This is a genomic window from Streptomyces sp. NPDC059454 (genome assembly GCF_042749965.1).
GTDB lineage: Bacteria > Actinomycetota > Actinomycetes > Streptomycetales > Streptomycetaceae > Streptomyces.
In genome coordinates, this window is record NZ_JBHYVC010000017.1 from 109,699 (window position 1) to 123,340 (window position 13,642).

Genomic DNA, 13,642 nt, shown 5'->3' on the forward strand with positions numbered 1-13,642 from the left:
ATGGGCAAGACCGCGCTGATCGTCATCGACATGATCAACACCTACGACCATCCGGACGCCGAGCATCTGATCCCCTCCGCCGAGTCGGTCGTACCGGTCGTCTCCGCCCTGCTGGAACGGGCGCGGCACCGGGACGTGCCGGTGATCTACGTCAACGACAACTTCGGCGAGTGGCGCTCCCACCACGGTGAGCTGCTCGACAAGGCCCTGTCGGGACCGCACGCACGCCTCGTGGAACCGCTGCTGCCGGACGACTCCTCGCTCTTCGTCGTCAAGGCACGGCACTCGGTCTTCTTCGAGACCCCCCTGGGCTACCTGCTCAACCAGCAGGGCATCGACCGGCTCGTGCTGTGCGGCCAGGTCACGGAGCAGTGCGTCCTCTACTCGGCGCTCGACGCGCACATCCGCCACTTCGACGTGACCGTCCCCCGTGACGCCGTCGCCCACATCCACGCCGGCCTCGCGGACGCCGCCCTGCGGATGATGGAACGCAACATGGGCGCACAGGTGTGCGGCAGCGACGAACTCTGGAACTGAGGCACCGCGACGCGGATCCGCGGGCCGACACTGGTCCCATGAGCCGTACCCCCGTTCCGCCCCGCGAGGTCCGTCCCTACCTCGACGAGCTGGTCCAGCGCACGCGCGCCGTCTGCGGCCCCCATCTGGTGAGCGTCCTCGCCGTCGGATCCCTCGCGCTCGGCGACTACCGGCACGGACGCAGCGACGTCGACGTGACCGTGGTGGTGGACCGCTCGCTTCCCCGGCGTGCCCTGTTCGAACTGGCCGGGGCACTGGCCCACCCCGCCCTGCCCTGTCCCGCGGCCGGGCTGGAACTGGTCGTTTACCCGGCCGATTTCGCCGGCCGCCCGTCCGGCGGGGCGGGGTACCTCATGGACCTCAACACCGGACCGTCCCTGCCCGAGCGGGTCAGCCGCGACCCCGAGGAGGCGCCCGCGTTCTGGTACGTCCTCGACCGTTCCCTCGCCCACCAGGCCGGCCTGTCGCTGTTCGGCGAGCCGGTACGGGACGTGATCGCCGCACCGGAGCGGGCCGACGTGCTCACCGCGCTCCGCGCCTCCGTGCGGGAGCACGCCGAGGGCGAGGGGCACGCGGCCGACAACCGGGTGCTCAACGGCTGCCGCTCCGTGGTGTACTGCCGCACCGGCCGCTGGTCCGCCAAGCGCGGAGCGGCCGGGATCGTCGCCGCCTCGGAGGCGGACTTCCGGCCACTGATCACGGAGGCGCTGCGCAGCTTCGAACGCCCCCGTGAGTCCGCGCTCGTACTGCCCGGGGCGGCGGTCGGGGACTTCCTGGCCTGGGTGGCCGTTCGCGTGGAGGAGGCCGCCGCGGCCGAGGGCGGGCACGACGCCCCGGCCTGACACGCGCCTGTCCGCCGTCGCCCCGGTCAACGGCTCGACAGCCGTCGGCCCCGTTGTCTAGGCTCTTCGGCGCGGCATCGCGTGTCGGTCACCGGCTGGGTGAGGCATGGAGGCGCCGTGAATGCCCGTGGAGGCATTGCCATCGTGTCAGTCGAGTTCAACCACACCATCGTTCTCACCCGTGACCGGGAGAAGTCCGCTCGTTTCCTCGCCCACGTCCTGGGCCTGGAGGTCGGGGAACCGGCCGGAATGTTCCTGCCGGTGACGACCGCCAACGGAGTCACCCTGGACTTCGCGACCGTCGACACCGACATCCCGGCGCAGCACTACGCGTTCCTCGTCTCCGAGGACGAGTTCGACGCGCTCCTCACCCGGCTCGTGGACGCCGGGATCCCCCTCCAGGCCGATCCGCACGGCAGGCACCCCCGCCACATCAACCGCAACGACGGCGGCCGCGGCGTGTACTTCCGGGATCCGGCGGGCCACGGCCTCGAGGCCATCACCCTCCCGTACGGCACCGACCCGGCCTCACCGCTGAACGGCGTCACCGAGGAGATCCCCGGAGCCGTGTAGCCGGGACGGGGACGGGCGTGCTCCACGCCCGTCCCCGTCCGTCGGTTTACGCGCCGCGCGGCGGGCTACGCGGCGGACACGGGGAGTCCGGGCCGGCCACGTACCGGGAGGTGCCCATGACCATGCGGATACGGGACGTGATGTCCACGGACACCGCGTCCGTCGAGCCCATGACGACGGTGGCGCGGGCGGCGCGCCTGATGCGCGAGCAGGACATCGGCGACGTCCTCGTCGCGTACGACTGTGATCTGTTCGGTGTGCTCACCGACCGCGACATCGTGCTGAGGGGCGTCGCCGAGGGGCGCGACCCGGAGGCCACGACGGTCGGTTCCCTGTGCACGCGCCCGCCCCTGGTGACACTCGGCCCCGAGGACACCACCGACCACGCCGTGGAGCTGATGCGGCGGCACGCCGTCCGACGGCTCCCGGTGGTGGAACGCGGCGGCTGTCCGGTGGGGATGGTGAGCCTCGGGGATCTCGCCGCGACGGAGGATCCGCACTCCGCCCTGGCGGACATCAGCACGGCGGCCCCCACCCACTGAGTGCGGGTCCTGGAATGCCGGTGGAGGCCCCGTCCGCGCGCCGGGCCCTCGCCCCCGGAGGGCTGCTATCCGTCGACCGTGAGCGCGCACGTCCAGCCGTACGGGCCCGGGTGGATCCGCAGTTCCTCCCAGCCCACGGCCGTCGGCATCCGCCCGGTGAGCCGTACGTCCGTCAGGGAGGCCACCGCCAGGCGTACGTCGAGACCGTCCCCGGCCCCGTCCGCCTCCACGTCGACCGGTACCTGGCCGTACTCCTCCAACCGGTACAGGACCTCGTCCAGCAGCGCCGCCAGCAGATCGTCGTCACTGGCCCCGTCCAGCCGGATGCGGCCCACCCCCGTCGGCCGCACCCCGGAGACGTCGGCGAAACACTCCACCATCGCCGCCACCGCCTCCGCCAGACAGTTCTCCCGGCTCGCCCCCCACGCCTCGATCCGGAACTCGTCCTCCTGCGCCACCGCCCGGTGCCCGCTCTCGTCCGGCCGCCGCGCCTGCCCGTAGTCGCTCGTGTCACCGACCATGGAACTCGCCTGCCCGACGACCGCGCACCCATGCCGGGCGCCGGGCGCTTCGAGTGGCGCAGAGCGGGGTACACGGGTGCGGGCCAGGTGCTTCAGATGCCGTCCGAGGCGCGGAGGGAGGGCGTCCACCATGCGGTTCCGTGATCGCCGGCAGGCCGGCCGTGAACTGGCCGCACGGCTGCGCGAGAGGCAGGACGAGGGAGCCCTGCCGGAACCCGTCGTGCTGGCCCTGCCCCGCGGCGGTGTCGCCGTGGCCGTCGAGGTCGCCCGGGCGCTGGACGCCCCGCTCGACGTCCTCGTCGTACGGAAGATCGGCGCCCCCTTCCACGAGGAGTTCGGCGTCGGCGCGATGGCCGGCGACGGGGTGCCGCTCTTCGACGAGGACGCCCTGCTGCGGCTGGGCCTCGACGAGGCCGACCTCGCGCCCGTCGTCGAGCGCGAGCGCACCGAGCTGCGCCGCCGCGAACAGCGCTACCGCCAGGGCCGCCCGGCTCCCGAGCTGAGCGGACGGACCGTGATCGTCGTCGACGACGGACTGGCGACCGGCTCCACCGCCCGCGCCGCGCTGCGCGCCCTGCGGGCGCAGGACTCCGGACACCTCGTGCTGGCCGTTCCGGTCGGCGCGACGGAGGGTGTCGCGCTGATGCGCTCCGAGGCCGACGAGGTGGTGTGTCTGCACGAGCCGGCCGCGTTCATGGCCGTGGGCCAGTGGTACGAGGAGTTCGACCAGCTGACCGACGAGGACGTCCTGGACGCGCTGCACCAGCGGCACCCCTAGGAGGGCCTGTCCGGCGGGTCAGGCCGGGGGCACGGCGTCCGGCACGCCTGTCCGCGGTGTTGTCGCCGGTCGCCGGCTCCCCGTAGCCGACCGTGCTCGCGCGGGAGGGGTTCCGTCGCGTCGACGCGCTCCTTCGGCCTCGGTCACCGGGCAGGTCCCGGCCGGGACTCAGACGACCCCGTCCGCGCGCAGCGCCGCGATCTCCTCGGGGGAACGGCCCAGTTCCGTGAGGATCGCCTCCGTGTGCTCGCCCACGGCCGGCACCGGGTCCATGCGGGCCGGCAGACCCGCGAGGTCGGCGGGCGGCAGCAGCGCCTCCACGGTTCCGCCCGGTACCGCCACCTCGCGCCAGCGGTCGCGGGCGGCGAGCACCGGGTGGTCGAGGAAGGCGGCGACGTCGTTGACCCCGGAGCAGGCGATGCCGATCCCCTCGAGGTCCCCGAGCAGTTCGCCGGAGTCCGCGCGGGCGCAGCGCTCGGCGATGACCGCGTTCAGCTCCTCGCGGTGGGCCACCCGGTCGGAGCCGGTGGCGAAGCGCGGATCGTCGGTCAGCTCCGGCCGGCCGAGGAACTCCGCGCACAGGACCGCCCACTCGCGCTCGTTCTGAACGGAGAACAGCACCTCGCGCCCGTCGGCGGCCCGGTAGGTCCCGTACGGGGCGATGGTGGCGTGCTGCGTGCCCAGGCGCGGGGGCTGGGCGCCGCCGTAGCGGGTGTAGTGGGCGGGCTGGCCCATCCACTCGGCGAGCGCCTCGAACAGGGACACCTCCACCGGGTGCGCCGTGCCGGTGGTCGCGCGGGTGTACAGGGCGGTGAGCACACCGCTGTACGCGTACATCCCGGCGGCGATGTCGGCGACGGAGATCCCGGTACGGGCGGTCTCCCGCGGTGTTCCGGTCAGCGACACCAGTCCGGTCTGGCACTGCATCAGCAGGTCGTACGCCTTGCGGTCGGCCCAGGGGCCGCTCGTGCCGTACCCGGAGATCGTGCAGGGGATCAGCCGGGGGTGGCGGCGGGTCAGCTCGTCGGCTCCGAGCCCGAGGCGGTCGGCGGCGCCCGGCGCGAGGTTCTGCACGAACACGTCGGCGTCCCGGAGCAGCCCGTGCAGGACCGCGCGACCGCGTGGGTCCTTCAGGTCCAGCGTGAGGGATTCCTTGGAGCGGTTGATCCACACGAAATAGCTGGAGTTGCCGTGCACGGTCGTGTCGTACCGGCGGGCGAAGTCCCCCTCGCCCGGCCGCTCCACCTTGATCACACGGGCACCGAGATCGGCCAGTTGCCGGGTCGCGTAGGGCGCGGCCACCGCCTGCTCCACACTGACCACCGTGACCCCGGCCAAGGGGGGCTTGTGCACGTCCATGCCTCCTGCCTGCTCCGGCCTCGATCAGTACGCCCGGGCGGGGCGGCTGTCAACGGCGGACCCGGCCGTGTCCCGGGCCCGCCGGTCACCCGAGTGCGCTGTGCCGGCACCCCGCGCCGCGGACCGCCGGCCCGCGGGACGCGGCGCCCGTGGCGGTCGCCCGGGCGTGTGCTACCGCCCCGGCGCCCCCGCGCGCAGGCCGTCCATGACCAGGTCCAGCAGCCGGGTGGCGCGCGGCTGCCAGTCCTCGGCGGGGTCGAGCTGCCAGAGGCCGCCGATGGCGAGGACGAGGTCGTCCGCGGTCACCCCCGGGCGGATGGATCCGGCCTCCTCGCAGCGGCGCAGCAGGAGTTCCGCCGCCTCGGTCACCGGGCTGTGTCCCGGCTTCGCGGGGCTCCCCGGTCCGCTGGTGGCCTGCCGGATGGCGTCGGCCAGCCCGGCCTTGGCCATGGCGAAGCGGGCGAGCCCGTCCATCCACTCGCGCAGCGCGCAGTCGGGCTCCCGCGTGCTCAGCAACTGCGCCGCGCTGTCCGCCACCTGCCGCATCTCGTACCGGTAGATCTCCATGACGAGGGCCTCACGGCTGGGGAAGTTCCGGTAGAACGTGCCCTGCCCGACGCCCGCCTTCCTGGCGATCACACTCAGCGGGGTCTCCGCCGAGCGCGTGAGTTCGACGAGGGCCACCTCCAGGATGCGCTCGCGGTTGCGCTGCGCGTCCGAGCGCAGGGGTGCCGCCGTGCTCCGCGGTGTCCGCGCGCACGGGGCTGCGTCCTTCTCGTGTCCCACTCGTCCTCCTCCCGGGCCGTGACCGAAACCCGTCCTTGCTAACCGGACAGCTGTCCACTACGTTCTTGGGGGTAGCGGACAGCTGTCCGTTTCGGATCCATCGTATCGGCGGACACGGACGGCGCGGGACGCCCGGTGGCATGCCCTCGACGACCGGCGGGTCCGCGGCCCTTCCCCCTCTTCCACATGGTCCCGAACGCCCCACGTTCCGTACAGCCCACCCCCCCCCGCGTCATCGACTCGTCCGCCTTCCAGGTCTGCGAAAGAAGGCTGCTCATGACCCCCTCGACGTCCAGTGACGTCACCTTGAACATCAACGGCGAGAAGCACACGCTGTCCGTCGACCACCGCACCACCCTGCTCGACGCCCTGCGCGAGCGCCTCGATCTGACCGGCACCAAGAAAGGCTGTGACCAGGGACAGTGCGGTGCCTGCACGGTCCTGGTCGACGGCCGCCGCACCGTGTCCTGCCTGCAACTGGCCGTCGCGTCCGACGGGCGCGAGGTCACCACCGTGGAGGGCCTGGCCGACGGGGACCGGCTGCACCCGGTGCAGCAGGCCTTCCTCGACCTGGACGGCTTCCAGTGCGGCTACTGCACCCCCGGCCAGATCTGTTCGGCCGTCGCCGTCATCGAGGAGCACGCGGCGGGCTGGCCCAGCGCCGTCACCGGGGACGTGCGTCCCGAGGCGGGACCACCGCCCCTGACCCCCGAGGAGATCAGGGAACGGATGAGCGGCAACCTGTGCCGCTGCAGCGCCTACGTACAGATCGTCGAGGCGGTCGCCCGCGCGGCCGCGGAGAACCGGAGCGAGACCGAGGAGGCCGCGGCGTGAGGGAATTCGACTACCGGCGTGCCGACGACGTCCCCGGCGCGGTGGCGCTGCTCGACGCCGACCCGGACGCCCGCTACCTCGGCGGCGGCACCAACCTCGTCGACCTGATGAAGAACGGCGTCGAGCGCCCGGCCCGGCTCGTCGACGTCCGCACCCTTCCGCTGGACCGGATCGAGCCGGCCGACGGCGGCGGACTGCGCATCGGCGCCACCGTCACCAACAGCGACCTCGCCGCGCACCCCGGCATCCGCCGTGACTACCCCGCCCTCACCCAGGCCGTACTCGCCGGTGCCTCCGGGCAGTTGCGCAATATGGCCACCGTCGGCGGAAATCTGCTCCAGCGCACCCGCTGCGGCTACTTCACCGATGTGACCAGGCCCTGCAACAAGCGTGCGCCCGGCAGCGGTTGCCCCGCCGTCGAGGGCGAGCACCACAACCACGCCGTCCTGGGCGCCTCCGACCACTGCGTGGCCGTCCACCCCTCCGACATGGGTGTGGCGCTGACCGCCTTCGACGCGGTCGTCTCCTACGAAACAGCCGACGGGCCCGGTGAGTTGCCGCTGGCCGACTTCTATCTCCCGGTGGGCGACACCCCGCACCGGGAGACCTCCCTGCCGCCCGGCGCGCTCATCACCCACGTCACCCTGCCGCCCGCGCCGGTCGCCGCCCGCTCGCGCTACCGCAAGGTCCGCGAACGCGCCTCGTACGCCTTCGCGATCGGTTCGGTCGCCGCCGCCCTCGACGTCAGCGGGGGAGTCGTCCGCGAGTCCCGCCTCGCCTTCGGGGCCGTGGCGTCCCGGCCCTGGCGGGCCCGTGCCGCCGAACGCGTGCTGAACGGCGCCCCGGCCACCGCGGAGTACTTCGCGGCGGCGGCGGACGCCGAACTCGCGGCCGCCAGACCGCTGCCCGACAATGGATACAAGGTGACCCTCATACGCAACCTCGTGGTGGCCGTGCTGTCCGAACTCGCCGAGGAGGCCGCCCGATGACCACCGCCGCGACGACGGGCGCCGTCGGCACCGCGCACACCCGCGTCGAGGGCCGCGACAAGGTCACCGGCGCCGCCCGGTACGCCGGCGAGATCCCCTTCGCCGGCCTCGCCCACGGCTGGCTGGTGCTGTCCACGATCGCCCGCGGCCGGATCCTGTCCGTCGACACCGGGCCCGTGCTCGGGATGCCGGGCGTGCTCACCGTCCTGCACCACGGGAACGCCCCGCGCCTCGACATCGACTACGTCGGCATGCTGGGCGTTCCGCCGGACCCGACGGCCGCGGTCTTCCAGAACGACCGGGTCCCGCACGCCGGCTGGCCCGTCGCGCTCGTCGTCGCCGAGACCTCCGAGCAGGCCCGGGAGGCCGCCGAGGCGCTCGTCGTCACCTACGAGCAGGAGCCGCACGACATCGGGCTCTTCGCCGGCCGTCCGGACGCCCACCCGGTGGACGGACACATGCCCGCGGTGACGCAGAAGGGCGACCTGGAGGCCGAACTCGCCGCCTGTGCCCATGTGGTGGACGTGGAGTACACCACGCCCGAGGAGCACCACGCCATGATGGAGCCGCACGCGGCGACCGCCCTGTGGGACGGCGGCCGGCTCGAGGTCGTCGACTCCAATCAGGGCACCACCTGGGTCGCCGACGAGATCGTGCGGATGTTCTCGCTGGACGCGTCCGCGGTGCGGGTGCGCTCCGAGCACGTCGGCGGCGGCTTCGGCAGCAAGGGCGCACGAGCCCACCAGGTGTGCGCGGTGATGGCCGCGACCGCCCTGCAGCGGCCGGTCCGCGTTGTGCTGACGCGCCGTCAGATGTTCTCGCTCACCGGTTACCGCAGCCCCACCGTCCAGCGGGTCCGGCTCGGCGCCGACGCCGGCGGCCGGCTGCGCGCCCTCGAGCACCGCTCACTGAGCCAGACGTCGACGGTCTGGGAGTTCGTCGAGCCGAGCGCCGGTGTGGCGCGCGTGATGTACGACGCCGACGCCCACCACACCTCGAACGAGGCGGTACGGCTGGACGTGCCGTCCCCGACGTGGATGCGCGGGCCGGGCGAGGCGCCCGGGTCGTTCGCGCTGGAGGCGGCGCTCGACGAACTCGCCGAGCGGTGCGGCGTCGACCCGGTCGAGCTGCGGCTGCGCAACGACCCCGAGCACGGCCCGGTCTCCGGACTGCCGTTCGCCGGCCGCAACCTCGCCGCCTGCTTCCGCGAGGGCGCCCGCCGTTTCGGCTGGGCCGGCCGTGACCCGCGCCCCGGGACGCGCCGCGAAGGGCGCTGGCTGCTCGGTACGGGCACGGCCGCGGCCTCCTTCCCCGCGGGCGCCCTGCCGGCGACGGCCGCGGTGACCGCGGAGGCCGACGGCACCTACACCGTGCGGATCGCCGCGGCCGACATCGGCACCGGAGCCCGTACGGCGCTCACCCTGGTCGCCGCCGACGCGCTCCACGTGACGCCCGACCGGGTCCGGGTGCACATCGGCGACAGCGACTTCGGCCCGGCGGGGATCGCGGGCGGCTCCATGGGCACCCGCTCCTGGGCCTGGGCGATCACGGCCGCCGCCGGGGAACTGCGGGAGAAGCTCGTTCCGGGAGGCGCCGTGCCGCCGGAGGGCGTCACCGTACGGTCCGACACCACCGCCGCCCTCGGCGCCCTCGCCCAGAAGGAACGGCACTCCTTCGGGGCGCAGTTCGCCGAGGTGGCCGTGGACGTCACCACCGGCGAGGTGCGGGTGCGGCGGATGCTCGGCATCTTCGCCGCGGGCCGGATCGTCAACCCGCTCACCGCGCGCGGTCAGCTCGTGGGCGGCATGACCTGGGGCATCTCGATGGCCCTGCACGAAGAGGCGGTCCGGGACCGGGCCTCCGGCGGCCTCTACGGCGCCGATCTGGCCGGTTATCACGTCGCCACCCACGCCGACGTGCCGGCGGTCGAGGCGGACTGGGTCGACGACCCGGACCCCGACGACCCCGTCGGCATCAAGGGAATCGGCGAGGTCGGCATCGTGGGCGCGGCGGCGGCCGTCGCCAACGCGGTCTGGCACGCGACCGGCGTACGCCACCGGAGCCTGCCCATCCGTCCGGACCGGGTGCTGCGGGCGGGAGGACCACGTGTTTGACATCGCCGGCGAGCTGCACCGCTGGCTGACCGAGGGCAGGGAGTTCGCCGTGGCCACGGTGGTGTCCGTGGGCGGCAGCGCGCCGCGCGGCCCCGGCGCCGCCCTCGCCGTCGACAGCGGGGGCACGGTCGTCGGCTCGGTGTCCGGCGGATGCGTGGAGGGCGCGGTGTACGACCTGTGCGCCCAGGCGCTCGCGGACGGCGAGACCCGTGTCGAGCGGTTCGGCTACAGCGACGAGGACGCCTTCGCCGTCGGCCTGACCTGTGGCGGGGTCATCGACATCATGGTGACGCCGGTCGGCGCGCGGGCGCCCGCACGGCCGGTGCTGCGGGCGGCGCTGGCGGCCGTCCACCGGGGTGGGCCGGGGGCACTGGCCCGGGTCGTCGACGGCCCGGCGGAACTCCTCGGCAGGGCCCTGTTCGTCCACCCGGACGGATCGTACGAGGGCGGTCTCGGCGGGGTTCCCGAACTGGACCGGACGGCGGCCGGGGAGGCCGGGGCCCTGTTGGAAGTGGGCCGCACCGGTACGGTCGCCGTGGCTGAGGACGGTTCGTACTGCCCCGGCGGTCTGACCCTGTTCGTGGAGTCCTCGGTGCCGCCGCCCCGCATGATCGTCTTCGGGGCGATCGACTTCGCGGCGGCGCTGGTGCGGGTGGGCAAGTTCCTCGGCTACCACGTCACGGTGTGCGACGCACGGCCCGTGTTCGCGACCGGGGCCCGTTTTCCGGAGGCCGACGAGATCGTGGTCGACTGGCCGCACCGCTATCTGCGGAGCACGGAGACCGACGCGCGCACGGTGCTGTGCGTCCTCACCCACGACGCGAAGTTCGACGTACCGCTGCTGGAGGTGGCGCTGGGGCTGCCGGTGGCGTTCGTCGGGGCGATGGGCTCCCGGCGCACCCACGCCGACCGTGAGCGCCGCCTGCGCGAGGCGGGTGTGGGGGAGCGGGAGCTGGCCCGCCTCCGCTCCCCGATCGGCCTCGACCTCGGCGCCCGTACCCCGGAGGAAACGGCCCTGTCCATCGCGGCGGAGATCGTCGCCACGCGCAGGGGCGGCACGGGCGTTCCCCTGACGGGCTCGCGAACGCCGATCCACCGTGACGGACGGTCCGCGTCGGCGGCTGCCTGAGCCCTTGGGCACGGGGTCCGGTTCCGTCGCGTCGGGTGAGGAGGTTTCGCCCCCGCGGACCCTCCCGTCCCGACCCCGGGGCTCCGCTCCGGACCCCGCTCCTGGAACGCCGGAGGGGCTGAGACCCAGCCCCTCCGGCGTTCGGGGGTCAGACTGCGGCCGGCTCGCCGGCGAGGCCGTGGAGGCGGGTGATGACCTCGGTCAGCTGGTCGGCGACCTCGTTGTCGTCGGCCGGGTGGGTCTCGGCGAAACGGGTCACCGAGCCGGGGATGGAGAGCTTGATGTCCTCGATCACCTTGCCGCCCGCGATGCCCACGGACTTGCGGGCGTCGTCATGGGCCCAGACGCCGCCGTACTGGCCGAAGGCGGTACCGATCACGACGACCGGCTTGCCGCCGATGGCGCCGGCGCCGAAGGGGCGGGACAGCCAGTCGATGGCGTTCTTCAGGACGGCCGGCATCGTGCCGTTGTACTCGGGCGTGAAGAGCAGCAGCGCGTCGGCGCCCGCGGCGGCCTCGCGCAGCTTGGCGGCGGCGGCCGGCACATCGCCCTCGACGTCGATGTCCTCGTTGTAGAAGGGGATCTCCGCGAGCCCTTCGTAGAGCGCCACCTCGGCGCCCGCGGGGGCGAGCTTGACCGCGGCCTCGGCGAGCTGACGGTTGTGCGAACCGGCGCGAAGGCTGCCGACGAGGGCGAGGATGCGAACAGACATGAGGGAACTCCAGGGGAGGGCTGAAACAGTGCCGAAACAATCCGGACCGAGGTCCGTTTCTTCGTTGTAGCACTTCAACCGGACCGCGGTCCAGTTTCTTCCCGATGCTTTACGCTGGCTTCATGTCCGCCGCGCCGCCGCCCGCCCCGGCTCCCCGGGACCCCGTACAGCCACAGGAGTTGCTGCAACTCGGCACCGGCCCCGACGAGCCCTGCCTGCGCGCCGACGCCGCGCGCAACCGGGCCCGCCTGCTGGAGGCGGCCGCGCTGCTCGTGGCCGAGCGCGGGGCCGACAGCATCACCATGGAGGAGGTCGCGGCGGCGGCCCGCGTGGGCAAGGGGACGGTCTTCCGCCGCTTCGGCGACCGCACCGGTCTGCTCACCGCCCTCCTCGACCACTCGGAGAAGAAGTTCCAGGCCGCCTTCCTCACCGGACCCCCGCCGCTCGGGCCGGGCGCACCCCCGGCCGAGCGGCTGCGCGCCTTCGGCCTGGCGATGCTCCGCCGTACCGCCGAGGAACTGGAACTGCAGCTGGCGGCCGAACCGGGAGCGGGCCGCCGCTTCACCAGTCCGCCCCGCCGCGTCCTGCGCCACCACGTGACCCTGCTGCTGCGTGAGGCGGTCCCGGACGCGGACTGCGAGGTCCTCGCCCACACGCTGATGGCCCAGCTCGACGCCGCCCTGATCCACCATCTGATACGGCAGTGCGGCATGCCGCCGGAGCGGCTGGAGTCCGCGTGGCTGGACCTGGTCGACCGGGTGACGGGCCAGGCGTCCGACCGCTGACGGGGTATCAACTCACCCGCCCGATCGCCCGGTTGCGGCTTCTGCGAGGATGCCGTACGTCATGGTGCAGATAACGAACACGCCCGCGTCCCCCGCACCGGCGCGCTCCGTACCCACGAGCGCCGATGTGGCACGCCTGGCCGGCGTCTCGCGCGCGACCGTCTCCTACGTCCTGAACAACGCCGGTGTCGTCCGGATCAGCGAACCCACCCGCCGCCGGGTCCGCGAGGCCGCGAAGGAACTCGGGTACGTGCCGCACGCGGCGGCCCGCAGCCTGCGCGCCGGACACAGCCGTACGGTCCTGATGCCCGCGCCCGCCTTCCCCGTCGGGCCGCTCTACAGCCAGTTCATCAACGATCTCCAGGGCTCCCTCGCCCGCCTCGACTACACGGTCGTGCAGTACGGCACCGTCGGCCTGCACGACGACGAGGCCGCCCGCGCCTGGGCCGAGCTGAGGCCCGTGGCGGTCCTGGTCCCCGGCTCCGGACTCGGCCCGCGCGGCGTCGAAGTGCTCAAACGCTCCGGGGCGCGGGCCGTCGTCACCCTCGGCCCCGAGCCCGTCGAGGGCGCGCACGCCCTGCTCATGGACCACGACGTCGTCGGACACAGCGCCGGCGCCCACCTCTTCGACCGGGGCCGCCGCCGGATCGGCGTGGTCGTCCCGAGAGAGCCCGGCCTGGAGGCGTTCTCCGCGCCCCGCCTGGCCGGGGTGCGCGCCGCCCTGCGCGGCACCGACGCCACGGTCACCGAGCTGCCGCTCGCGTACGACGAGGGCGCCGCCGCCCGGCTGGCCGCCCGCTGGCGCGAGCTCGGCCTCGACGCCGTGTTCACGTACAACGACGAGTACGCGATGCTGCTGATGCGCGCGCTCCAGGACGAGGGCGTCCGCGTCCCCGAGGAGACCGCCGTGCTGGGCGCCGACAACCTGATGCTGGGCCGGCTACTGCGACCCCGGCTGAGCACCGTCCACCTCGAACTGCCGGCCGGCCGCGAGCTGGCCGAACTGGTCGACCGCGCGGTGCGCGACCCGGCCGCCGCGCCCGAGGCCCACAAGGCGCTGGGAGCGTCGGTGGTACGACGCGAGTCGAGCTGAACCTTCGGGTGCGGGCCCGTGGTGGCCGTTCGCGCAGTTCCCCGCGCC

At 73.7% G+C, this 13,642-nt stretch carries 15 protein-coding genes; 11 read left to right on the forward strand and 4 right to left on the reverse strand.

Annotated elements, in window-relative coordinates; translation table 11 throughout:
* The 4 genes from ACFXAE_RS15005 to ACFXAE_RS15020 all read left to right on the forward strand — a co-directional run bounded on the left by ACFXAE_RS15005 (position 1) and on the right by ACFXAE_RS15020 (position 2,494).
* Positions 1-537 carry a cysteine hydrolase family protein gene (locus ACFXAE_RS15005; RefSeq protein WP_384713555.1) on the forward strand — a complete coding sequence of 179 codons (537 nt, stop codon included), beginning with the start codon at positions 1-3 and terminating at the stop codon, positions 535-537.
* 38 nt (positions 538-575) lie between these two features.
* Positions 576-1,379 carry an aminoglycoside adenylyltransferase domain-containing protein gene (locus ACFXAE_RS15010; RefSeq protein ID WP_384713558.1) on the forward strand — a complete coding sequence of 268 codons (804 nt, stop codon included), beginning with the start codon at positions 576-578 and terminating at the stop codon, positions 1,377-1,379.
* A gap of 144 nt (positions 1,380-1,523) precedes the next feature.
* Entirely contained in the window at positions 1,524-1,952 is a 429-nt protein-coding gene (locus ACFXAE_RS15015; RefSeq protein ID WP_384713561.1) for a VOC family protein, read from the forward strand.
* 116 nt (positions 1,953-2,068) lie between these two features.
* A complete protein-coding gene (locus ACFXAE_RS15020; protein WP_384713564.1) occupies positions 2,069-2,494 on the forward strand; it encodes a CBS domain-containing protein in 426 nt (141 codons plus the stop codon).
* 65 nt (positions 2,495-2,559) lie between these two features.
* On the opposite strand, the gene ACFXAE_RS15025 is transcribed toward ACFXAE_RS15020, so the two are convergent.
* Positions 2,560-3,015, reverse strand: a complete 456-nt coding sequence (locus ACFXAE_RS15025) for an archease (RefSeq protein ID WP_384713567.1) — start codon at positions 3,013-3,015, stop codon at positions 2,560-2,562.
* 130 nt (positions 3,016-3,145) lie between these two features.
* Between ACFXAE_RS15025 and ACFXAE_RS15030 the strand changes: the two genes are divergently transcribed.
* Positions 3,146-3,793, forward strand: a complete 648-nt coding sequence (locus tag ACFXAE_RS15030; RefSeq protein WP_384713570.1) for a phosphoribosyltransferase — start codon at positions 3,146-3,148, stop codon at positions 3,791-3,793.
* Positions 3,794-3,961: 168 nt separating this feature from the next.
* Here ACFXAE_RS15030 and ACFXAE_RS15035 read toward each other — a convergent pair whose 3' ends face one another.
* The gene (locus tag ACFXAE_RS15035; RefSeq protein WP_384713573.1) at positions 3,962-5,152 is read right to left on the reverse strand and encodes a CaiB/BaiF CoA transferase family protein; all 1,191 of its coding nucleotides are present in this window, start codon (positions 5,150-5,152) and stop codon (positions 3,962-3,964) included.
* Positions 5,153-5,323: 171 nt separating this feature from the next.
* Positions 5,324-5,938, reverse strand: a complete 615-nt coding sequence (locus ACFXAE_RS15040; protein WP_384713576.1) for a TetR/AcrR family transcriptional regulator — start codon at positions 5,936-5,938, stop codon at positions 5,324-5,326.
* A 276-nt stretch (positions 5,939-6,214) separates the two neighbouring features.
* On the opposite strand from ACFXAE_RS15040, the gene ACFXAE_RS15045 reads away from it, so the two are divergent.
* From ACFXAE_RS15045 to ACFXAE_RS15060, 4 genes are read left to right on the forward strand one after another with little or no spacing between them, the layout of a single operon-like run.
* A complete protein-coding gene (locus ACFXAE_RS15045; RefSeq protein ID WP_384713579.1) occupies positions 6,215-6,772 on the forward strand; it encodes a 2Fe-2S iron-sulfur cluster-binding protein in 558 nt (185 codons plus the stop codon).
* Positions 6,769-7,761: an FAD binding domain-containing protein gene (locus ACFXAE_RS15050; RefSeq protein WP_384713582.1), complete on the forward strand. Its 993-nt coding sequence runs from the start codon at positions 6,769-6,771 to the stop codon at positions 7,759-7,761. The genes ACFXAE_RS15045 and ACFXAE_RS15050 overlap by 4 nt, the downstream gene beginning before the upstream one ends.
* Positions 7,758-9,875 carry a xanthine dehydrogenase family protein molybdopterin-binding subunit gene (locus tag ACFXAE_RS15055; protein WP_384713585.1) on the forward strand — a complete coding sequence of 706 codons (2,118 nt, stop codon included), beginning with the start codon at positions 7,758-7,760 and terminating at the stop codon, positions 9,873-9,875. The genes ACFXAE_RS15050 and ACFXAE_RS15055 overlap by 4 nt, the downstream gene beginning before the upstream one ends.
* The gene (locus ACFXAE_RS15060; RefSeq protein ID WP_384713588.1) at positions 9,868-11,004 is read left to right on the forward strand and encodes an XdhC family protein; all 1,137 of its coding nucleotides are present in this window, start codon (positions 9,868-9,870) and stop codon (positions 11,002-11,004) included. Before ACFXAE_RS15055 ends, ACFXAE_RS15060 begins: the two co-directional genes overlap by 8 nt.
* A 148-nt stretch (positions 11,005-11,152) precedes the next feature.
* Here ACFXAE_RS15060 and ACFXAE_RS15065 read toward each other — a convergent pair whose 3' ends face one another.
* Positions 11,153-11,716: an NADPH-dependent FMN reductase gene (locus ACFXAE_RS15065; protein WP_384713591.1), complete on the reverse strand. Its 564-nt coding sequence runs from the start codon at positions 11,714-11,716 to the stop codon at positions 11,153-11,155.
* Between the two features lie 122 nt (positions 11,717-11,838).
* On the opposite strand from ACFXAE_RS15065, the gene ACFXAE_RS15070 reads away from it, so the two are divergent.
* Positions 11,839-12,501 (forward strand): TetR/AcrR family transcriptional regulator, encoded by a 663-nt coding sequence (locus tag ACFXAE_RS15070; protein WP_384713594.1) that lies wholly within the window; start codon positions 11,839-11,841, stop codon positions 12,499-12,501.
* Between the two features lie 61 nt (positions 12,502-12,562).
* Complete coding sequence (locus tag ACFXAE_RS15075; protein ID WP_384713597.1) at positions 12,563-13,594, forward strand: LacI family DNA-binding transcriptional regulator; 1,032 nt, start codon at positions 12,563-12,565, stop codon at positions 13,592-13,594.
* Positions 13,595-13,642 lie beyond the last annotated feature (48 nt).

Coding starts and splice junctions, on each gene's coding strand:
- ACFXAE_RS15005 (WP_384713555.1), top strand. CDS start 1: ATGGGCAAGACCGCGCTGATCGTCATCGACATGATCAACACCTACGAC.
- ACFXAE_RS15010 (WP_384713558.1), top strand. CDS start 576: ATGAGCCGTACCCCCGTTCCGCCCCGCGAGGTCCGTCCCTACCTCGAC.
- ACFXAE_RS15020 (WP_384713564.1), top strand. CDS start 2,069: ATGACCATGCGGATACGGGACGTGATGTCCACGGACACCGCGTCCGTC.
- ACFXAE_RS15025 (WP_384713567.1), bottom strand. CDS start 3,015: ATGGTCGGTGACACGAGCGACTACGGGCAGGCGCGGCGGCCGGACGAG.
- ACFXAE_RS15030 (WP_384713570.1), top strand. CDS start 3,146: ATGCGGTTCCGTGATCGCCGGCAGGCCGGCCGTGAACTGGCCGCACGG.
- ACFXAE_RS15035 (WP_384713573.1), bottom strand. CDS start 5,152: ATGGACGTGCACAAGCCCCCCTTGGCCGGGGTCACGGTGGTCAGTGTG.
- ACFXAE_RS15045 (WP_384713579.1), top strand. CDS start 6,215: ATGACCCCCTCGACGTCCAGTGACGTCACCTTGAACATCAACGGCGAG.
- ACFXAE_RS15055 (WP_384713585.1), top strand. CDS start 7,758: ATGACCACCGCCGCGACGACGGGCGCCGTCGGCACCGCGCACACCCGC.
- ACFXAE_RS15065 (WP_384713591.1), bottom strand. CDS start 11,716: ATGTCTGTTCGCATCCTCGCCCTCGTCGGCAGCCTTCGCGCCGGTTCG.
- ACFXAE_RS15070 (WP_384713594.1), top strand. CDS start 11,839: ATGTCCGCCGCGCCGCCGCCCGCCCCGGCTCCCCGGGACCCCGTACAG.
- ACFXAE_RS15075 (WP_384713597.1), top strand. CDS start 12,563: ATGGTGCAGATAACGAACACGCCCGCGTCCCCCGCACCGGCGCGCTCC.